Origin of the sequence: Pseudomonas sp. Root562 (genome assembly GCF_001427125.1) — a bacterium.
In the GTDB taxonomy this organism is placed as follows: Bacteria; Pseudomonadota; Gammaproteobacteria; order Pseudomonadales; family Pseudomonadaceae; genus Aquipseudomonas.
In genome coordinates this window covers 34230-54541 of record NZ_LMGK01000001.1, presented here as the reverse complement: position 1 = coordinate 54541, position 20312 = coordinate 34230, and the positions used below count along the sequence as shown (strand labels likewise).

At 59.0% G+C, this 20312-nt stretch carries 19 protein-coding genes and 1 tRNA gene; 6 read left to right on the top strand and 14 right to left on the bottom strand.

Annotated elements, in window-relative coordinates:
* Positions 1-78 precede the first annotated feature (78 nt).
* Positions 79-1083: an AraC family transcriptional regulator gene (locus ASD60_RS00260; RefSeq protein ID WP_056852073.1), complete on the top strand. Its 1005-nt coding sequence runs from the start codon at positions 79-81 to the stop codon at positions 1081-1083.
* Here the strand turns inward: ASD60_RS00260 and ASD60_RS00255 are convergent, their stop codons facing one another.
* From ASD60_RS00255 to ASD60_RS00245, 3 genes are all read right to left on the bottom strand, one after another.
* Positions 1084-2316 carry a type II toxin-antitoxin system HipA family toxin gene (locus ASD60_RS00255; protein ID WP_056852072.1) on the bottom strand — a complete coding sequence of 411 codons (1233 nt, stop codon included), beginning with the start codon at positions 2314-2316 and terminating at the stop codon, positions 1084-1086. It abuts the gene before it with no gap.
* On the bottom strand, positions 2309-2557 hold the full coding sequence (locus ASD60_RS00250; RefSeq protein ID WP_056852071.1) for a helix-turn-helix domain-containing protein: 249 nt from the start codon (positions 2555-2557) through the stop codon (positions 2309-2311). The genes ASD60_RS00255 and ASD60_RS00250 overlap by 8 nt, the downstream gene beginning before the upstream one ends.
* Positions 2558-2667: 110 nt before the next feature.
* Entirely contained in the window at positions 2668-3354 is a 687-nt protein-coding gene (locus ASD60_RS00245; RefSeq protein ID WP_056852070.1) for a Crp/Fnr family transcriptional regulator, read from the bottom strand.
* Between the two features lie 84 nt (positions 3355-3438).
* Here ASD60_RS00245 and ASD60_RS00240 point away from each other — a divergent pair, with 84 nt between their 5' ends.
* Positions 3439-3960, top strand: coding sequence for an Mpo1 family 2-hydroxy fatty acid dioxygenase (locus tag ASD60_RS00240; RefSeq protein ID WP_056852069.1), 522 nt, complete (start codon positions 3439-3441; stop codon positions 3958-3960).
* 73 nt (positions 3961-4033) lie between these two features.
* Here ASD60_RS00240 and ASD60_RS00235 read toward each other — a convergent pair whose 3' ends face one another.
* The 6 genes from ASD60_RS00235 to dibA form a co-directional block, all read right to left on the bottom strand.
* Positions 4034-5023: a sulfate/molybdate ABC transporter ATP-binding protein gene (locus ASD60_RS00235; RefSeq protein ID WP_056852068.1), complete on the bottom strand. Its 990-nt coding sequence runs from the start codon at positions 5021-5023 to the stop codon at positions 4034-4036.
* A gap of 3 nt (positions 5024-5026) precedes the next feature.
* Positions 5027-5899 (bottom strand): sulfate ABC transporter permease subunit CysW, encoded by an 873-nt coding sequence (gene cysW, locus ASD60_RS00230; RefSeq protein ID WP_056852067.1) that lies wholly within the window; start codon positions 5897-5899, stop codon positions 5027-5029.
* A 12-nt stretch (positions 5900-5911) separates the two neighbouring features.
* Positions 5912-6730, bottom strand: coding sequence for a sulfate ABC transporter permease subunit CysT (cysT, locus tag ASD60_RS00225; RefSeq protein WP_056852066.1), 819 nt, complete (start codon positions 6728-6730; stop codon positions 5912-5914).
* 129 nt (positions 6731-6859) lie between these two features.
* Entirely contained in the window at positions 6860-7873 is a 1014-nt protein-coding gene (locus ASD60_RS00220) for a sulfate ABC transporter substrate-binding protein (RefSeq protein ID WP_056852065.1), read from the bottom strand.
* 78 nt (positions 7874-7951) lie between these two features.
* A complete protein-coding gene (gene oscA, locus ASD60_RS00215; protein ID WP_007975618.1) occupies positions 7952-8134 on the bottom strand; it encodes a sulfur starvation response protein OscA in 183 nt (60 codons plus the stop codon).
* 237 nt (positions 8135-8371) lie between these two features.
* Positions 8372-10288, bottom strand: a complete 1917-nt coding sequence (gene dibA / locus ASD60_RS00210; RefSeq protein ID WP_056852064.1) for a phosphodiesterase DibA — start codon at positions 10286-10288, stop codon at positions 8372-8374.
* Positions 10289-10436: 148 nt separating this feature from the next.
* Here dibA and desA point away from each other — a divergent pair, with 148 nt between their 5' ends.
* Together desA and ASD60_RS00200 are read left to right on the top strand one after the other, a co-directional pair.
* Complete coding sequence (desA, locus tag ASD60_RS00205) at positions 10437-11618, top strand: delta-9 fatty acid desaturase DesA (protein ID WP_056852063.1); 1182 nt, start codon at positions 10437-10439, stop codon at positions 11616-11618.
* Between the two features lie 261 nt (positions 11619-11879).
* Positions 11880-12869: a GGDEF domain-containing protein gene (locus tag ASD60_RS00200; protein WP_056852062.1), complete on the top strand. Its 990-nt coding sequence runs from the start codon at positions 11880-11882 to the stop codon at positions 12867-12869.
* 53 nt (positions 12870-12922) lie between these two features.
* On the opposite strand, the gene ASD60_RS00195 is transcribed toward ASD60_RS00200, so the two are convergent.
* The 3 genes from ASD60_RS00195 to gabD form a co-directional block, all read right to left on the bottom strand.
* Positions 12923-14137: a response regulator gene (locus tag ASD60_RS00195; protein WP_056852061.1), complete on the bottom strand. Its 1215-nt coding sequence runs from the start codon at positions 14135-14137 to the stop codon at positions 12923-12925.
* A gap of 136 nt (positions 14138-14273) precedes the next feature.
* Positions 14274-15551, bottom strand: coding sequence for a 4-aminobutyrate--2-oxoglutarate transaminase (gene gabT, locus ASD60_RS00190; protein ID WP_007994487.1), 1278 nt, complete (start codon positions 15549-15551; stop codon positions 14274-14276).
* Positions 15552-15735: 184 nt separating this feature from the next.
* Positions 15736-17178, bottom strand: a complete 1443-nt coding sequence (gabD, locus tag ASD60_RS00185; RefSeq protein ID WP_056852060.1) for an NADP-dependent succinate-semialdehyde dehydrogenase — start codon at positions 17176-17178, stop codon at positions 15736-15738.
* A gap of 349 nt (positions 17179-17527) precedes the next feature.
* On the opposite strand from gabD, the gene ASD60_RS00180 reads away from it, so the two are divergent.
* Positions 17528-17604: transfer RNA gene (locus tag ASD60_RS00180), tRNA-Arg, on the top strand.
* A gap of 82 nt (positions 17605-17686) precedes the next feature.
* On the opposite strand, the gene ASD60_RS00175 is transcribed toward ASD60_RS00180, so the two are convergent.
* Positions 17687-17917 carry a hypothetical protein gene (locus ASD60_RS00175; protein WP_236708393.1) on the bottom strand — a complete coding sequence of 77 codons (231 nt, stop codon included), beginning with the start codon at positions 17915-17917 and terminating at the stop codon, positions 17687-17689.
* Between the two features lie 97 nt (positions 17918-18014).
* Positions 18015-18578 (bottom strand): YbhB/YbcL family Raf kinase inhibitor-like protein, encoded by a 564-nt coding sequence (locus ASD60_RS00170; protein WP_056852058.1) that lies wholly within the window; start codon positions 18576-18578, stop codon positions 18015-18017.
* A 139-nt stretch (positions 18579-18717) separates the two neighbouring features.
* Here ASD60_RS00170 and ASD60_RS00165 point away from each other — a divergent pair, with 139 nt between their 5' ends.
* Complete coding sequence (locus tag ASD60_RS00165; RefSeq protein ID WP_056852057.1) at positions 18718-20247, top strand: apoptosis inducing factor family protein; 1530 nt, start codon at positions 18718-18720, stop codon at positions 20245-20247.
* The last annotated feature ends 65 nt before the right edge of the window (positions 20248-20312 follow it).

The window sequence follows — 20312 nt, the reverse complement described above, 5'->3', positions numbered from 1 at the left end:
TGTTCGCATCCTGCCTGCTGCGCCCGTTTGCAGCGGTAGCCGTGAACGCCAACCTGTTGACCGGAAGCGCCAATCAGCATGACTGAACCGACCTCACTCGCCAGCTGGACCCGCGCCTTGCGCAAGCAACTCGATGCACTGGGCGTCGACAGCACCAGCCTGTGCCGGCAAGCGGGACTCGATCCGCAGTTGATGGAGGACCCGAACGCGCGTTATCCGTTGTCCGGAACCACGCGTCTGTGGGAGTTGGCGGTACAGGCCAGCGGCGATCCGGCGCTTGGTTTGCGCGTATCGCGCTTCGTCAGCCCGACCACCTTTCACGCCCTGGGCTATGCGCTGGTGGCCAGCGGCAGCCTGCGCGAAGTATTCGAGCGCATCGTGCGTTATCACCAGGTGGTCAGCGATGCCCTGGAACTGGAGCTGATCCGCGACGAGGATCGCTACCGCTTCCATCTGAAAATTCCCTGCGGCAACCCGGCCCCGGCCTTCGAAGCCATCGATGCGTTCATGGCGATTTACGTGCGCACCTGTCGCAATCGCCTGGGCCGGGATTACGCGCCACTGGCGACCTACCTGCGGCGCCCGGAACCGGCAGACGCGCACCCATGGCATAAAGCCTTTCGCTCACCCGTGTACTTCGGCGCCGAGGAAGATCGGCTGGAATTCGCCCTTGTCGACTTCGACAGCCACCTGGATGACGCCAACCCGGAGCTGGCCGAGCACAACGAAACCGTGCTCAAACGCACCCTCGCGCAACTCAAGCCGCTGACATGGGAGCGCAAGGTCCGCGACGCCATTGAAGAACAACTGCCCGAAGGCGAACCCAGTGCCGAACACATCGCCAAGGCCCTGCACCTGAGCCTGCGCAGCCTGCAAAGGCACCTGGCGGACGAAGGCTGTCGCTTCGATACGCTGCTCAACGAAAGCCGCGAGAACCTCGCCCTGCTGCACCTGCGCGACCCGCAGGTTTCGCTGAGCGAGATCAGTTATCTGCTCGGATTCGCCGACACCAGCAGCTTCAGCCGCGCGTTCAAACGCTGGACCGGGATGACACCGGGACAGTTTCGGGATGGGTTGCGCTGATTAGTTTTTTACCAGACTACGCGCAATGCCTGCTTGCCACTGCTCCAGCATTTGCGCGCCTATCCGGGCAAAGGAACCGTTTGCCTTGATATGCTGGACCATCTCGTCCATCGCTACTTCCATACCATGGCCGACTTGTTGCAGTAACTCGTTGCAGCGCCCTTCGGTCAAGTTGCAGGCAGACCGACCAAAGCGCATCAGCATTTTGTACTTTGGCCACGCCTTCGATCCCCCCAACAGTAACGCCATGCTGTCGGCCTTGATGTAGACCGACGTAGTGATGATGTCGTAGGTAGGGGCCAGACTGATTTGCGCATCGGCTGCGCAATCCTCATAGAGAACGCCAAAGTTTTTCAGGTGCGCGTCGCCGTTCTTCAAACCCGATGAAAGTGCGACGATTTTGAAAAACGACTCAAGCGCCTGATTGAGCATTGAAGGAGAAACGAACGCTTTGATCTGTCTGGCAATACCTTCATATGAGCCGTCGTATTTGGCTTTTGAAGGCCAGGCGTTAAGCACGCAAAAATCCTCGAAACCCAAATAACCTTTGTCGTTCAGGTCGAAGCGTTCAACGATCAGGAATCTACCTTGATCACTCAGTTCAAACTTCGGCACCTCAAGCCCCGAGTGCAATGCAGCCCGCATGCAGAAATATTCGTTTGCAGCGAGTTGCGGGTATTGTTCCGGGTGAAAGGTTTTAACCAGATGTGTCGCCCCCCGATGGGACAGTCGATCGATGGTTGACCCGCTATCACGAATCAGAACTTTCGGCTGCACACCGGAAACGCCCGAGTACTGGCCATACGTGTGCAAGAGGTCGTCGAACAATCCTTGCGCACCATCATGCACAAGAAGGTCCGCCAAGCTGGTTTCAGGTGGCTGGTCGAGCCCGTCCTGCGCCGGTGAAATGCTCACTCTGCCGAGTTGGTGCGGGCCGACGATAGCAAGCATCGAAAAGTCGTCAAAGCCTCGGACAGCCTTGCTGAAACGACGAGTCAACTCATCGCGCAAAGTCCCCTCCGGCAAGTTCATCTCGAAAACCGGAGGAACACCTGGCTCCCACGCGTAGCTCTCCAGGCGTACCGGCATGATCAAAGAAACGGCATCTTGCTCTGATGCGTTTTCGGCGTAGGCAAAAACGCTGTCAGCGGACGATTGGCCTCGACCAAGAATTCCGACGGCATTGCTGGAAACACTGATCGCCAGCCGATCCCTTTGCTGCAGCTCAACCATGGAAGTTCACCTTTTTCAGGCTATCCAGTGTCGGCCGCTTCGATTGCCGCGGTACGGCGGTAAGTTCATAACCAAATCCGTTGAGGATTGCCTCGACCTTGCGCAGGCCAATTTCGGAGAGGGTGTTGTTTTCGATTCCAGAGATAGTCGCACGGCTCATTCCGTACTGCTGTGCCAGTGCCTGTTGGGAGAGTTTTCTTTCTTTGCGTAAGGTTCGGATCAGCTCACCCAGATTTTCCATAGTGCTACCTTGCCTCGTATACAGTGCAAAATTGAAATTTGTCACACTTTGCATTGTATTTAATGCATCTCCGAATTAAAGTCCAGCCGCTTTTTTACCCACACGAGGCATCAAACCATCGCCAATGCCCGCAATCGCACGGCATCGAGGATTTCAATTTCGCCGTAGCTCAACCCGATAATCCCCTGCCCCTGCAAATCCTTGAGGATCTGATTGGTGGTCTGGCGCGACAGCGACAACATCGACGCCAGTTGTTCCTGCGGCAATTGCAGGACGCGGCGCGGTGGGTCGTTTTCGCCGTAGCCTGTGGCAATCATCAACAAGCGGTGGGCCAGTCGAGTGGGGGCCGGCATCAGGCTCAGTTGTTCGAGATTGATAAAGGTCAGGCGCAGTTTCTGGCTCATCAATAACGCCAACTGGCGCCAATGCATCGGCTGTTCTTCGAGCAACGCCAGCAAAACCGATTGCGGGATATGCGCCAGGGTGCAATGCCCCAGGCCGAACGCATCGTGGGTGCGCGGCTGGCCATCGAACAGGCCGATTTCACCGAACCAGTGCGGTGCCTCCACCACGCTCAACAACGCCTCTTTACCTTGCTCATTCACCGCACCGATGCGCATCGCACCTTCAAGCACCGCATACAGCCCACAGGGCGGATCGCCGCGCTTGAACAGGCGCTGCCCCGGAGACAGGCGCCGCAACCTGGCCGCTGCCAACAGACTATCCTGTAGGGAAACAGGCAGATGACTGAACCACTGACCGCGCAGCAGGCGTTGACGCCAGACCTGCATATCCATGAAAACTCCTAGAGATTGTCGCCTGGCTGACAGAGCGAAGAACGGCCCCGGGGCATGATCGATCACCCTACAGGAGGAATAACAATGAAAAAAAGCCTGGTTGACCATCTCAGTCAATACGCCGCGTACCACCGTGATCCGCGCAACATCGCCACTCACTTTATCGGCATTCCGCTGATCGTGGTGGCGGTGGCCGTGTTGCTGTCGCGTCCGCAGTGGGCCGGGGGCTGGTTATCACCGGCAATGCTGGTGGCGTTGGCGTCGGCGTGGTTTTACCTGCGCCTGGAGCTGCGCCTCGGAATACTGATGACCGTGTTGCTGGGGCTGTGCGTCTGGGCGGGTCAAGTACTGGCGCAGCAAAGCACCCTGGTCTGGTTGAGCAGCGGCATGGCGATGTTCGTGATCGGTTGGGCGATCCAGTTCGTCGGGCATCACTACGAGGGGCGCAAGCCGGCCTTTGTCGATGACGTGACGGGATTGATCGTCGGGCCGTTGTTTGTGGTGGCTGAACTGGCGTTCTTGCTGGGGATGCGGCATGAGCTCAAGGAGCAGATCGAGGCGCGGGCGGGTGGTGTGCGTTTGCGTCAGAAAGGCGCTGCGGCGTAGATCGCCTTCGCGGAAAAGCCTCGCTCCTACTGATCGTTCCCACGCTCTGCGTGGGAACGATCAGCTGGAGGGATTAAATGTTGGCGACTTTCTGCCAGACTTTCGGCTTGAAGAACAACGTCTCGCCCTTGGCCAAGCCGATCAGACTGTCGTGATCCTTCACCACTTCGGCTTCGATCAGATCGCTCTGCCCTTCAACCTTCAAAGTCACCCGCGTCGTCGCGCCCAACGGACGAATATCACGCACTTCGGCCGCATGGTGATCGTCCAGTTCATGCCGCGACAACGACACCTCGTGCGGGCGGAACAGCACGTGATTGTCCTCGCCCAGATGCAACCGGTTCGAGTCACCCAGGAAGTGATAAACGAAATCGCTGGCCGGGTTTTCGTAGACGTCGCCCGGTGAGCCGATCTGTTCGATCACGCCCTTGTTCATCACCACGATGCGGTCGGCGACTTCCATCGCTTCTTCCTGGTCGTGGGTCACGAAAACGGACGTCAGGTTGATGTCTTCGTGCAGGCGCGCCAGCCAGCGGCGCAGCTCTTTACGGACCTTGGCGTCGAGGGCACCGAAGGGTTCGTCGAGCAGCAGCACTTTGGGCTCCACCGCCAAGGCACGGGCCAGCGCAATCCGCTGACGCTGACCACCGGAGAGTTGTTCCGGGTAGCGATCCGACAACCAGTCCAGTTGCACCATGTTCAGCAGTTCGTGGACTTTCGCCGCGATCTGGCTTTCGTTCGGGCGCTGGTTCTTCGGCTTCATGCGCAGGCCGAACGCGACGTTATCGAACACCGTCATGTGGCGGAACAGGGCGTAGTGCTGGAACACGAAACCGACGTTGCGATCACGCACGTCATGGCCGGACACGTCTTCTCCGTGGAACACGATGCTGCCGTTGTCCGGGGTTTCCAGGCCGGCAATGATCCGCAATAGCGTGGTCTTGCCACAGCCCGATGGGCCGAGCAACGCGACGAGCTCGCCGCTCTGAATGTCCAGGCTGATGTTGTCCAGCGCTTTGAACGCATTGAAATTCTTGCTGACGTTACGCACTTCGATCGACATGAATTATTCCTCCGCGGCGCTGGCGCGCAGGCGGTTGATACGGTTTTCGCTCCACTGCTTGAGCAGCAGGATGAAGAGCGCCAGGATCAGCAACAGGCTCGCCACGGCGAACGCGGCCACGTGGTTGTATTCGTTGTAGAGGATCTCGACGTGCAGCGGCAAGGTGTTGGTTACCCCGCGAATGTGCCCGGACACCACCGACACCGCACCGAACTCACCCATGGCCCGCGCAGTACACAACACCACGCCATAGATCAGGCCCCATTTGATGTTGGGCACGGTGACGTGCCAGAACATCTGCCAGCCATTGGCCCCGAGCAAACGCGCGGCTTCTTCTTCCTGCGTGCCCTGCTCTTGCATCAGCGGGATCAGCTCACGGGCCACGAACGGCACGGTGACGAAAATCGTCGCCAGCACAATGCCCGGCAAGGCGAACACGATCTGGATGTCGTGATCCTGCAGCCACGGGCCGAACAGGCCCTGGGCGCCGAACATCAGCACATAGACCAGACCGGCGATCACCGGCGATACCGAGAACGGCAGGTCGATCAGCGTCACCAGCATGCTCTTGCCACGGAACGTGTATTTGCTCACGCACCACGCGGCGCTGACGCCGAACACCAGGTTCAACGGCACCGAAATCAGTACGGCGATCACCGTGAGTTTCAGGGCGGACAACGCATCCGGCTCGAAGATGGCGGTGAAAAACGCACCGATACCGAGCTTCAAACCCTGGGACACCACGATGAACAGCGGCAGCAACAGAAACAGGGCAAAGATCAGCCAGCCGAGGCCGATCAGGATGCGCCGCGAAGTCGCACTGCCACGACGGGCAGCGTTGGCCGAAGAGGCGGCCGCGATAGACGATTGGGACATGTTCGCGCCTCCTTATGGGGTTTCGATGCGCCGCTGCAACAGGTTGATCAGCAGCAGCAGAATGAAAGAAACCACCAGCATCAGTACACCAATGGAGGTAGCGCCGGTGTAATCGTACTGGTCGAGCTTGACCATGATCAGCAGCGGCAGGATTTCGGTTTTCATCGGCATGTTACCGGCGATGAAAATCACCGAACCGTACTCGCCAACCCCGCGGGCAAAGGCCAGGGCAAAGCCGGTCAACCAGGCCGGCAGCAGTGCCGGTACGAGGATATGACGGAACACCTGCCATGGCTTCGCCCCCAGGCACGCCGCCGCTTCTTCGACTTCACGGGGGATATCGGCCAATACTGGCTGTACGGTACGTACTACGAATGGAAGCGTCACAAAAGTCAGGGCAAGGGTGATGCCCAGCGGGGTGTAAGCGATCTTGAAACCCAGGTCCGTGGCGAACTGACCGACCAGCCCGGTGGGGGCGTAAAGCGCAGTCAGCGCGATACCCGCCACTGCGGTGGGCAACGCGAACGGCAGGTCGATCATCGCATCGATGACTTTGCGCCCCGGGAAGGTATAGCGCACCAGCACCCACGCCAGCAGCGTGCCGATGATGCCGTTGATGATCGCGGCATACAGTGCGGTGCCGAAGCTCAGCTTCAACGCCGCCAGCACCCGTGGCGCCGAGATGATTGCCCAGAACTGATCCCAGGTGAGTTGAGCGGCGTGCACGAACATCGCCGCCAGTGGTATGAGCACAATCAGACTGAGGTACACCAAGGTGTACCCCAGCGTCAGCCCGAAGCCGGGTATGACGGGGGAGATACGACGCGACATAAAAGTCCTTGGTTGTGTGGCGAGGGAGCTTGCTCGCGCTGGACTGCGCAGCGGTCCCTGCTTCTAATGAGCGCTTCGCACTCAAGCGGGAGCAAGCTCCCTCGCCACAATGAATCCGGATTGTTCAGATTACTGCGCCTGGTAGATCTGGTCGAACACGCCGCCGTCATTGAAGAATTTCGGTTGCGCGGTTTTCCAGCCGCCAAAATCCTTGTCGATGGTCACCAGCTCCAGTTTCGGGAACTGCTGGGCGTACTTGGCGGCCACGTCCTTGTCACGTGGACGATAGAAGTTTTTCGCCGCAATTTCCTGACCGGCCGGGCTGTACAGGTGCTTGAGGTACGCCTCGGCGATCTCGGTGTTGCCCTTTTTCTCGGCGTTCTTGTCGACCAGCGCCACCGGCGGCTCGGCGAGGATCGACAAAGAAGGTACGACAATGTCGAACTTGTCGGCGCCGCCATCTTCTTTGAGCGCCAGGAAAGCTTCGTTTTCCCAGGCCAGAAGCACGTCACCCTGCCCGTTGTTGACGAAGGTGATGGTCGAACCGCGAGCACCGGTATCCAGCACAGGTACGTGCTTGAACAGGGTCTGCACATACTCTTTAGCCTTGGCTTCGTTGCCGCCATTGGCTTTCAGCCCGTAGGCCCACGCCGCAAGGAAGTTCCAGCGTGCGCCGCCGGAAGTCTTCGGGTTCGGCGTGATCACCGACACGTCGTTCTTGATCAGGTCGCCCCAATCCTTGATGCCTTTAGGGTTGCCCTTGCGCACCAGGAACACGATGGTCGACGTGTACGGCGTGCTCGCTTCCGGCAGCCGCTTTTGCCAATCCGCTGGCAGGGTTTTGCCAAGCTTGGCGATTTCGTCGATGTCACCGGCCAGCGCCAGCGTCACCACGTCGGCACGCAGACCATCAATGACCGCCCGGCCTTGTTTGCCAGAACCGCCGTGGGATTGCTGGATTTTCACCGTATCGCCCGCATGATCCTTCTGCCAGGACTTGATGAATTCGGCGTTGTATTCCTGATAGAGCTCACGGGTCGGGTCATACGACACGTTCAACAGCTCGTAATCCTTGGCAACCGCAGTACCGGCAAAAAGAGCACTGGCCAGAGCGGCCAAAGCGAAATGGCGAATCGACGACATGGTGAAAGCTCCTGGAATTCTATTGGCTAGTTCTTATGGATTTTAGGAATCGCGGTGCCGGCTCAAGGATCGCAAGCTTCAGCCCGGCTTGTTGCCCGGCTGCTGCAAACGGAATTTTTCCTTGCGTTCGATCTGGACCACCTGGGCGTTGTGCACTGTGATTTCCACGGCGCCGAATCGCAGATCGCGCAGGGCGCTCTGGATTTCACGCAGAATGGTTGCTTCGTCCTGACCGTCAACGCTACGCAGAGATGCGCTCATGATGCTGCTCCTTCGACTGTGTGGTTGCCTGGCAGTGGCGGCACTGCTTACGGCGTGAAACCAATAGTAGAGAGGCGCAGATATTCTTAAAAAGACTATTTGAGAATGTTTATATAACCAAAAGACTTATCTTCCCACGCACCGCGTGGGAATGCCGCCGGGGACGCTCTTCGTCCCTGATCTCAGGGTGACGCAGAGCGCCACGGGATGCGTTCCCACGCGGAGCATGGGGAACGATCAGATGATGGGGGTTCGGGCCCAATCCAGCTCCATTGGCGGCACCGGCCGACCAAACCAGTACCCCTGGCCCTGATCAGCGCCGTGCTCAAGCAGGAACGCCGCCTGCTCGACCGTTTCGACGCCCTCCGCCTGCACTTGCATTCCCATGCTCTGCGCCAGGGCGATGATGACCCGCACAATGGCCGAGTCGTCTTCATCCCAAGGCAGACCGGCGACGAAACCCTGATCAATCTTGAGTTTCTGCACCGGCAAGCGTTTTAGCCGCAGCAATGACGAATAACCGGTGCCGAAATCGTCGATGGCCAGGCGCACGCCCAATTCGCGCAGTCGATGCATTTGCTCAAGCGCGACCTCCGGGTCCTCCATCACCGCGCTTTCGGTGACTTCCAGCTCCAGGCAAGCAGGTTCCAGCCCGGTTTCGTGCAGGACCTGCGCCACTTGCCCATAAAGCTCACGACGAGCGAACAATCGCGAAGAAACATTCACCGCGACAAACGAAATTTCAACACCGGCCTGCCGCCACTGACACATCTGCTGACACGCTTGCTGCATCACCCAGGCATCGATTTCGGCGATCAACCCAGTGCGCTCGGCGACAGGGATGAATTCTGCCGGCGACACCAGGCCGCGCAGTGGATGCTCCCAGCGCACCAGCGCCTCGACACCGATCAAGCAGCTGGTTTGCAAGTCATGCACCGGCTGGTAATAAACCCGTAATTGCTGCTGTTCCAGCGCCTGACGCAATTGGAATGCGACTTCGACCCGTTGCTGAGCATGGGCAGTCAATTCTTCGGTGTAGAGCGCATATCCGTTGCGACCCGCGCTTTTGGCCTTGAACAGCGCCGAATCGGCATTGCGCAACAGTTGTTCGGCGCTCAACGCATCGCTGGGGAACAGGCTGATGCCTATGCTCGCATTGATAAACAGTTGGCGCCCCTCGATAGCGAAAGGCTCTTTGAGGCCGTTGATGATCCGTTGCGCCAGCGCAGCTGCCTGGATCAATTGCGGACAGCAATCGGCCAACACGGCAAATTCGTCGCCGCCCAGTCGCGCCAGTGTGATGCCCGGGTCAAACATGCCTTTCAGACGCCCGGCTACAGCCTTGAGCAACTGATCCCCAATGGGATGCCCAAGGCTGTCGTTGATCATCTTGAAGTGATCGAGATCCACCACCAGCAATGCACAACCGCGTTTGTGAAGCTGCGCCGAGGCCAGGGCTTGTTCGGCACGATCGGTGAGCAGCAAGCGATTGGGCAAATCAGTCAGCGGGTCGTGGTGCGCCAGGTGCATCAGCTCGTGTTCGGAATTCTTGACCGCACTGATATCGGAAAACACCGCCACAAAATGGCTGCGTCGCCCCTGATCATCGAAAATGAGGCGGATGGTTTGCCATTGCGGGTAAATTTCCCCGCTTTTGCGCCGATTCCAGATTTCCCCGCTCCACTCGCCCAAATTGTCCAGGGTGGCAAACATTGCCTGATAGAAATCCGCCGAATGACGACCGGATTTGAACAGACTGGGTCGCTGCCCCAACACCTCTTCACCTTGATAGCCGGTGATCTCCATGAAGGCGCGATTCACATGGACAATCAGCCCGTCGCTATCGGTGACCAACACCCCTTCGCGGGTGCAATCAAACACGGCGGCCGCCTGACGCAATCGCTCGCGATCCTCACTGCGTTCGCGCAGTTTGGCGCCGATCCCAAGACATCGAAACAGCCGGGCACGGGCAATGAAGATCAACCCGGCGCTCACCGCCACCCAGAGGTAACCGTTGATCAGTTGCCATCGCAACCGCTCGAGCGAGTGATCGAAGAAACTGTTCAATAAATAGTCACTAGCCTGCAGCCAGACCACAGAAAGCAACAGGTAAAGCAGCGCTGCGCGCAAGGCATCGCGATAGCTGGCAGACATACGACGGTCCATGTCCCTACAAAATTGCCGGGATTATAGATTTAAAGAAACATCCAGCCACTCTTATCTGAAAGGGCGACTGGTTTTCTGCGCGGGCTTAGTGATAATGCAACGGCTGTTTTTTTATTTATCGAGGGCCCTATAGCCTATGTGGTACGAAGGTTTTCTCGGCTTGTCGCCCTGGTCGCTGGTGGCAGTCACCCTGCTGATGACCCACGTGACAATCGTCGCCGTCACGGTCTATCTGCACCGTTATTCAGCCCACCGCTCGCTGGAGCTGAATGCGGGCCTGAAACATTTTTTCCGTTTCTGGCTGTGGCTGACCACCGCGCAGAACACCCGTGAGTGGACCGCTATCCACCGCAAGCATCACGCCAAATGCGAAACCGAAGACGACCCGCACAGCCCAGTCGTCAAAGGCCTGTCCACCGTGCTGCGCAAAGGCGCCGAGCTTTATCGCGCCGAAGCGGAAAACCCCGAGACCCTGCGCATCTACGGCAAGAACTGCCCCGAAGACTGGATCGAGCGCAACCTTTACTCCCGCTTCCCGCTGCTGGGCGTGGCGATCATGGGCGTCATCGACCTGCTGCTGTTCGGCACCATCGGCATCACCATCTGGGCCGTCCAGATGATGTGGATTCCCGTGTGGGCCGCCGGCGTGGTCAATGGCCTGGGACATGCCGTCGGTTACCGCAACTTCGAATGCCGCGATGCGGCGACCAATCTGGTGCCCTGGGGCATTCTCATTGGCGGCGAAGAACTGCATAACAACCATCACACCTACCCTAACTCGGCCAAACTGTCGGTGAAGAAGTGGGAATTCGACATGGGCTGGGCATGGATTCAAGTGTTCAGCTTCCTGCGTCTGGCCAAGGTCCAGCGGGTCGCGCCGATTGCACACCGCGTCGAGGGCAAAGGCAGCCTCGACATGGACACCGCGATGGCGATCCTCAACAACCGCTTCCAGATCATGGCCCAGTACCGCAAATTGGTGATCGGCCCGCTGGTCAAGCAAGAGCTGGAGAAAGTCGATCACTCGGTCCGTCACCAGTTCCACCGCGCCAAGCGCCTGCTCTCCCGGGAGACCAGCCTGCTGGATGACAAGCACCACGTACGCATCCAGAACATGCTCGAGCACAGCCAGGCGTTGAAGGTCATTTACGAGAAACGCCTGGCCCTGCAGCAGATCTGGGTCAAAACCAGCTCAAATGGTCATGACATGCTGGCTGCCATCAAGGACTGGGTACACGAAGCTGAAGCCAGCGGGATTCAATCCCTGCGTGATTTCGCTGACCAATTGAAAACCTACTCCCTGCGCCCTACCGCCTGACTGTGGCAAGGGAGCTTGCTCCCTGCGCCCTATTTCCTGACTGTGGCGAGGGAGCTTGCTCCCGCTCGGCTGCGAAGCGGCCGCCAACCTGACAAATAAAACGCGTTGTCAGGACCGCCCAGCGGGAGCAAGCTCCCTCGCCAAAAAAAGCGGGAACTTCGCTGCAAATCCCCCATCTCAAAGACACTTCGCCGCCCCGGCGGGCTTCGTTATGGCCGCTTTCGAACCTCAAGCGGCGCACGTCCTTTGAGATTTGTGCCAATGGTCAATAGAAACCAACAAGACTCATCCCCTGCGCAGTGGCCAGAAGCCGCACAAACCCTGTTGGCGCTGATGCACGCTCAAGGCGAAGTGGCGCGCCTGAGTGAGCGCGAACAGCTGTTCAGCACCCTGCTGGTCAGCGTCAACGCCGTACTTTGGGCATTCAACTGGGAAACCCGCCAGGTGCTGTATGTCAGCCCCGCTTATGAACGGATTTTCGGCCGCTCCGCCGACCTTTTGCTGTCCGACTTCAATCAGTGGCGCGACAGCATCTATCCCGACGACCTGGAATACGCCGAGAGCAGCCTGGCACAGGTGCTGGAAAAAGGTGCTGTCGAAGACCGCGAATACCGGATCATCGATGGGGACGGAAAGGTGCGCTGGCTCAGCGACAAATGTTTTATCAACCGTCAGACGGACCCCGGCCTGCCGCTGATCATTGTGGGTATCGCGGAAGACATCACCGAAAAAAAGCAGATGGAAACCGAATTGCAACGCCTGGCCACTACCGACGCCCTGACCCAGAGCAGCAATCGCCGACATTTCTTCGACGGTGCGCATCAGGAATTCGAACTGGCAAGGCAGCAAGGCATGCCGCTGTCGTTCCTGATGCTGGACATCGATGATTTCAAAGTGATCAACGACACTTACGGTCACCAGGAAGGCGACAACGTGCTGCAACGGATTGCTGACAGCGGCCGCGCAGCGCTACGTCGCGGCGATCTGTTCGGGCGAATTGGTGGTGAAGAGTTCGCAGCGATTTTCCCCGGCTGCACACCGGAGATGGCTCTGCAGGTGGCCGAGCGTCTGCAACGGGAGATCCAGCGCTTGAGCTTTAACCATGACGGCCAGACATTTGGCATCACCGTCAGCCAGGGCCTGACCAGCCTCACAGCTGAAGACGAAAACATCGACAGCCTGTTTGCTCGCGCAGATGCCGCGATGTATCAGGCCAAGCGCGAAGGCAAGAACCGGATCGTCACCGCCTGACCGGCTCAGCACAGCCCCCTGTAGGCTCGCTCCCACAGTGTTTAGGGGTGAGTCTATTTTTTGCGCATCCGCATCAACTCCGGCAACCCGATCTTGAGTAACCTCGCCGTTCGGCTCCTGGCCAGCTCTTCGATGCCTTCATGCTCAGTCAACCGCGCCAGTTGCGCCGCCATGTTCATCACCAGGGCTTCGCGCGAATAAACCCCGCCACCGAGCTGGTAGACCGCGGCAATCAGCTCTCGCAGCTCCAAAGGCAGCCGCCAGCGCGTACGTAATGCCGAACCATAGGCGGCGCCGAATTCGGCCAGCGCTTCTCCGACCTCCTCTTGCTCGTCCAACTCGCCACCGGCCTGCTTCCATTCCTGCAAGCAACGCAGCAACGCCAAATCACCCAAGCGATGCAGCATGCCCGCGCAATAACAACGTGCCTGATCCAGGTCGAGCAGGCGCGCCAGGGTTCGCGCGTATTCCGCCGTGTGCAGCGACAGGTCCCAATAGCGCTCGGCGTAGTCCGCCAGATACGGGTCGCTGAGCCGGGCACTGCGTTTGAGCGCCAGCCCCAGAATCAGGTTCATGCTTTGTCCGGTACCCAGTCGATGCAGCGCCTGAGACAAGGTTTGTACGGCGGCACCATGGTGCTGGGCCGCACTGTTGGCGGCAGCGATCAGCACGGCAGTAATCTGGGGATCGGTGCGAATTTCACTTTCCAGCACCGTCAGGTCGAGACCATTGGGGTTGAGGCTGCGTTTGACCGCCAACTGCACATCGGTCATCAACGGCGCGCCTTCGGCCAGTTCACGACGACGCTCCAGGAACACTGACAATGTCATGCCTGGCGCCAATGCCGGGATTTCGCACGACACCTCCTGGCCGGCGCTGAGCAGCAGATCCTGCAGCCGTTGGGTCAGGCTTTCCATGTTCAGCGGCTTGGTCAGGTACGCGGTAGGCGCCAAGGGCAACGCCTCGCGCACACTCGCACTGTCGTTGCGGCTGCTCATCAGGATGAAGGGCAACGGAGGATTGCGTTTGCGTTGACGGACATTGCGCAACACATTCAGGCCATCGACGCCCGGCAATTCCCAGTCGACGATCACCAGGTCATACGGGTTTTGCGCCAACAGCTCCAACGCCCGATGGCCATCGGCGCACAGATCCAGTCGCGCGTCGCAGCGAACGTTCAACAACACTTCCTTGAGCAGATCCCGGGACCAAGGGTCGGCTTCGGCAATCAGTACTCTCGGAACGGCGGGTAAATTGACGACGGTCATACAGCTCTCCCTGGCAATGACTGAACCTTAGCGAATGCTGGCCTTTCGATACAGCGCTAATGCGCGGGTTACATTTCGGTTGGCATAAAAAAACCCGCCGAAGCGGGTTTTTTGTCGATCAGGTCACACTAGGAGATCACAGCTCGGAGAAGCACTCTTCGATGATCGCCAGACCTTTGTCCAGTTGCTCGTCCGGCGAAGTCAGCGGTACCAGAACGCGCAGAACGTTGCCGTAGGTGCCGCAGGACAGCAGGATCAGACCCTTGTCGCGCGCCTTGGCCACGACGGACGCTACAGCTGCAGCGTTCGGCTTGTGGCTGTCGCCGTTTTCGAACAGCTCGACCGCGATCATCGCGCCCAGGGCACGGACTTCGCCGATCACCGGGTACTTGGCCTGGATAGCTTTCAGGCCAGTCACCAGACGCTCACCGACCGCTTTGCAACGATCCAGCAGGTGCTCTTCTTCGAAGACTTCCATCACGGCCAGGGCCGCGGCGCAAGCGATCGGGCTACCGGCGTAGGTGCCGCCCAGGCCGCCAGGTGCGATGGCGTCCATGTATTCGGCCTTGCCGCAGACACCGGCCAGCGGGAAGCCGCCAGCGATGGATTTGGCGAAAGTGGTCAGGTCGGCGGCAACGCCCATCTGTTCCATGGCGAAGAAAGTACCGGTACGGCCAGCGCCCGTCTGCACTTCGTCAGCGATCAGCAGGATGCCGTGCTGGTCGCACAGGGCACGCAGACGCTTCATGAATTCTTTAGGCGCAACGTAGAAACCACCTTCGCCCTGAACCGGCTCGATGATGATCGCGGCGATGTCTTTCGGCTCGGCGTCGTTCTTGAAGATGCGTTCGATGGAAGCGATCGAGTCGTCGATGCTCACACCGTGCAGTTCGTTCGGGTACAGCGCGCGGAAGATGCCGCCTGGCATCAGGCCCATGCCGGCCGAGTAAGGCACGACTTTACCGGTCAGGCCCAGGGTCATCATGGTACGACCGTGGTAAGCGCCGGTGAACGCGATCACGCCGGCACGGCCAGTGGCGGCACGGGCGATCTTGATGGAGTTTTCCACGGCTTCGGAACCGGTGGTGACCAGCAGGGTTTTCTTGTCGAAATCACCTGGCACCTTGGCGTTGATTTTTTCGCACACTTCTACGTACGGCTCATAAGCCAGAACCTGGAAGCAAGTGTGGGTCAGCTTGTTCAGCTGCTCGGTCACCGCGGCAATGACTTTCGGGTGCACGTGGCCGGTGTTCAGCACAGCGATGCCGCCGGCAAAGTCGATGAACTCACGACCTTCAACGTCGGTTACGGTCGCGTTCTTCGCGGAGTCGGCGAAGATCGGGTGGATCTGGCCAACACCACGTGGAACAGCAGCAGTGCGGCGGGCCATCAAAGAAGCGTTAGTCTTGCTCATACATTCCTCATTCACCGCTCATCGGGCGGTGTGGTTCAAGGATAAAGCGACGGGGAACAGCGGCGGCAGCATGCGATGATCGACTGCCACAGCGTTCCCGGTCGCCGAGAAAATTCCGGTTTGAAGCGGCGCAAAGGGACAGCGCTCTCGTGCCCTTTGCGCTTGAAGCGATCCTTTACCGGGCTTAGATGCCCAGGCAGAGGTATTTGATTTCCAGGTAATCTTCGATGCCGTACTTGGAGCCTTCACGGCCCAGGCCCGAGGCCTTGATGCCGCCGAACGGCGCGACTTCGTTGGAGATCAAGCCGGTGTTGACGCCGACCATACCGTATTCCAGAGCTTCTGCCACACGGAACACACGACCCAGGTCGCGAGCATAGAAGTACGAGGCCAGGCCGAATTCGGTGTCGTTCGACATCGCGATCACATCGGCTTCATCTTTGAAGCGGAACAGCGGCGCCAGTGGGCCGAAGGTTTCTTCCTTGGCCACGGCCGCGTTGTTCGGCACGTTGGTCAGAATAGTCGGCTCGAAGAAGTTACCTTCCATCGACTTGCCACCGGACAGCACAGTAGCGCCTTTGGCAACGGCGTCAGCAATGTGCTCTTGCACCTTGGCCACGGCTTTTTCGTCGATCAGCGGACCGGTGGTGGTGCCGTCTTCCAGACCGTTACCGATCTTCAGCTTGGCGACTGCCACTTTCAGCTTCTCGGCGAACGCATCGTAGACCGAATCCTGGATGTACAGGCGGTTGGCGCAAACGCAGGTCTGGCCGTTGTTGCGGTATTTGGAAATGATCGCGCCTTCGACGGCCTTATCCAGGTCCGCGTCGTCGAACACGATGAACGGCGCGTTGCCGCCCAGTTCCAGGGACACTTTCTTGATGTCCTTGGCGCATTCCGACATCAGTTGACGGCCGATTTCGGTCGAACCGGTGAAGGACAGCTTGCGCACGATCGGGTTGCTGGTCAGCTCGCTGCCGATGTCGCCAGCGCTGCCGGACACCACGCTGAACACGCCAGCTGGAATGCCAGCACGCTGGGCCAGTTCAGCCAGGGCGAAAGCCGAGAAAGGCGTTTGCGAGGCAGGCTTGAGCACCATGGTGCAACCGGCGGCCAGGGCCGGGCCGGCTTTACGGGTGATCATCGCGGCCGGGAAGTTCCACGGTGTGATGGCAGCGGTCACGCCGATTGGCTGCTTGATCACGATCAGGCGCTTGTCAGGCTGGTGGCCCGGAATCACGTCACCGTAGATGCGCTTGGCTTCTTCGGCGAACCACTCGATGAAGGACGCGGCGTAAACGATTTCGCCCTTGGCTTCGGCCAATGGCTTGCCTTGTTCCAGGGTCATCAGGCGAGCCAGGTCATTCTGGTTCTCGATGATCAGCTCGAACCAGCGACGCAGCTTGTTCGCACGTTCTTTGGCAGTCAGTGCACGCCAGGCCGGCAGCGCTTTGTCAGCAGCTTCGATGGCACGGCGGGTTTCGGCAGCGCCCATCTTCGGCACGGTGCCCAGAATTTCGCCCGTTGCCGGGTTGTTGACCTTGATCGTCTGACCATTGTCCGCATCAACCCAAGCGCCATCGATGAAGGCTTGTTGGCGGAACAACTGGGTGTCTTTAAGCTGCATGTCGGCTTTCCTTAACAGCACCGCAATGTATGCGGAGCAAATTATGATTGTAGAAAGGCGCCTCGGTAGGCTGCCGTCAGGGAAATCATTCACCGGGCTGAAGCACAAAATAGCGCACGGAATGAACGCGTGCGGTTCAGCACCCAGACAAGAGCGTTTGAAATCTCAAACGAATCCTAGGATCAAAGGGGGTAAAGGACAATAGGGCGTTCGAAAAAAAGAACGAAAAGGTCTTTTTTACTCAATTTTTCTGATCAACGTAGCAAACGCAGCTTACGCTTTGGAAAAACGCAGGCGATTCAGCAGCATGGACGCCCGCAGTGCATATGAGTATCATGGCGCCCGCATCGCACCAGTAGCTCAGCTGGATAGAGTACTGCCCTCCGAAGGCAGGGGTCGTGGGTTCGAATCCCGCCTGGTGCACCATACGCTGTAAACAGAAAGCCTCAGGCCCTTTGGGACTGGGGCTTTTTTGTTGCCACAAAAAAACCGCCGAAGCGGTTTTTTCTCACTCTGTCGTCCAGTCAAACTCGTCGTACTCATCATCTTCGTCGTCCTCAAAGAATTCCTCTTCGAGATCGTCTTCTTCAGCAACGGCTTCTTCCGGCTGATTGAGCAGAAAATCCTTACGACTTTCGGTCACTGCTCGCCGCAGTTCCTCGCCCTTTTCCGGGCAGTTGAGCATTTGGGCGATGCGGTCGATTTTTTTTGTCACGGCATCCTCCAACGCATCGACTATGGCTCGATAGTGCGCGCTTTCGGGCCTTTATGCCAAATTGTCGAGCGTGTTAACCGATCGGTTTTCCTGCAATTCCTGAGTCGGGGCGCAAAAATCTTCAGCGATGGTAACGCCGCACCACGCTGCTGTTTTTCAGCACATGGCCTTTGATTTTTTCCAGGAACTGCGTGCGGGTCAGGCCGGCGGGCAGTGCATCCGGGGCCAGGTCCAGGGCGTAGAGCTGGATGATGTAATGGTGCGCGCTGTCGCCCACCGGCGGGCATGGGCCGATGTAACCGGTGGTGCCTTTGCTGTTGGTGCCGCCCACGCCTTCAAGCGCGGATTTGGCGCCGACGCCGGACGCAATCTGATGCGTGCTGGCCTTGATGCCGTAATGCAGCCAGTGATCGACGCCCTGCCCTTTTTGGCCATCCGGATCGTGCATGACAATGGCGTAGCTGAGGGTGCCGGCCGGGCCGGCGTTCCAGGCCAATGCCGGTGAAACGTTATGCCCGCCACAGCCCGGCGCATCGCTGGCGGCGGCCGATGTGAACAAGCGGTCGTCCGATACACCCGGGATGTTCAGGGTGAAACGCTCCTGGGCGGCGTGTGCCGGAAGTTGCACGCAAAAAACCACGGCTACGGCCGCGAGCCAAGGTTTCAGAGAGGTCAATCGGGGCATTCCGGAGCACCTTGTGCGTGTTGGGCCGTCGTCGGCGTGCAAACTATAGCCGGACCGTTCACGCGGTGGCAGTGCCAATTGGATGAACCTCGCAACAGGCACCAGACTCTTTAGAGAAACGCCTGTCTGGAGAGCGATCATGACCCTGCATCGCGTTGCCCGTTTTACCGACGTCCCTGAAAACCAAGGTCTGGAAGTGCAGATCGAGCAGCGCAAGATCCTGTTGCTGAAGGTGGGCGATCAATTGCGTGCCTATCAGGGTGAGTGCCCCCACGCCGGAGCGCCACTCGCCGAGGGTGCACTGTGCAATGGGCGCCTGACTTGCCCTTGGCACAAGGCACAGTTTCGCATCGAAGATGGCGGGTTGTGTGAGCCACCCGCACTGGACAGCCTCAAGCGTTATCCGCTCGAAGTGCGTGATGGTGAGGTCTGGGTAGACGATCAACCGCTACAGGATGCGCATACCCCGCCCGCCGATGACGCGCGTACTTTCGTGATTGTCGGTGCCGGCGCCGCAGGTACCGCGGCGGCATCGGCCTTGAGGGAATTGGGTTTCGGCGGCCGAGTGCTGTTGATCGACCGCGAAGCCGGCGCCGGATACGACCGTACGGTGCTGAGCAAATTCGTGATTGCCGGCGAAACGCCTCCGGAAGAAATCCCTGCGTTGCGTGATGACGACTTCTACCGCGAGCAACGCATCGAGCGCATCAATGCCGAAGTAACGAGCCTCGATTGCGCCAACCACACGTTGCAACTGAGCGACGGCCAGTCGCTGCAGTATGACGCCGCCCTGCTGGCAACCGGCGGCGCACCGAAACAATTGGAGCTACCCGGCGCCGACCTGCCACAAGTATTCGTTTTGCGCTCAAGAGCCCATGCACAACAGATTCTGGAAAGTGCCAGACCCGGTCAGCATGCAGTGATCATCGGCGACAGTTTTATCGCCATGGAGTCCGCTTCGGCCCTGCGCCAGTTCGGGCTCGAGGTTACCGTCCTTGCGCGTCAACCGGTGCCATTCGCAAAACAGTTCGGCGAGACCGTCGGCAAAGCGATTCTTGCCCTGCACCAGGCCAATGGCGTGGTGTACCGAGCCGAGGGCGAAGCGACGCAGATAGAAGGAACACATAAAGTCGAAGCCGTACGCCTGGACAATGGCCAGCGACTGCCAGCGGACCTGGTGCTGGTGGGGATCGGCGTCAGCCCAGCCACGGCACCGTTTGCCGACCTGCCCCAGGAAAAGGATCATTCGCTGCGCGTCGATGGCGGCATGCGCGTGACCGACGGGCTCTGGGCCGCCGGTGACATCGCCACCTTCCCGCTCAACGGCCAGCCCTGCCGCATCGAACACTGGCGCCTGGCCCAGCAGCAGGCACGGATTGCAGCGGCCAACATGCTCGGCGGCGATGAGCATTACCTCGATGTGCCGTATTTCTGGACGTGGCACTTCGGCAAGAACTACGACTACCTTGGCCATGCGCAAAGCTGGGATGAAGTCGAGTTCAAAGGTGATCCGTTCAAGCCGCCCTTTATCGGGCTGTTCGGCAAAAACGGCCTGGTGATCGCCGCCGTTGCCTGCGATGAGGAGCGAAACATGGCAATGCTCGCCGAACGGATGAAACAGCCGCTGCCGGTGGATAACGCATGGCGACTTATCCGTGATGCACCTTGAATTCGGTCGGATGCTCGCGCCAGCCGATGATCGACGGGCGCGCTCAGCCGTACTATCACCAGACA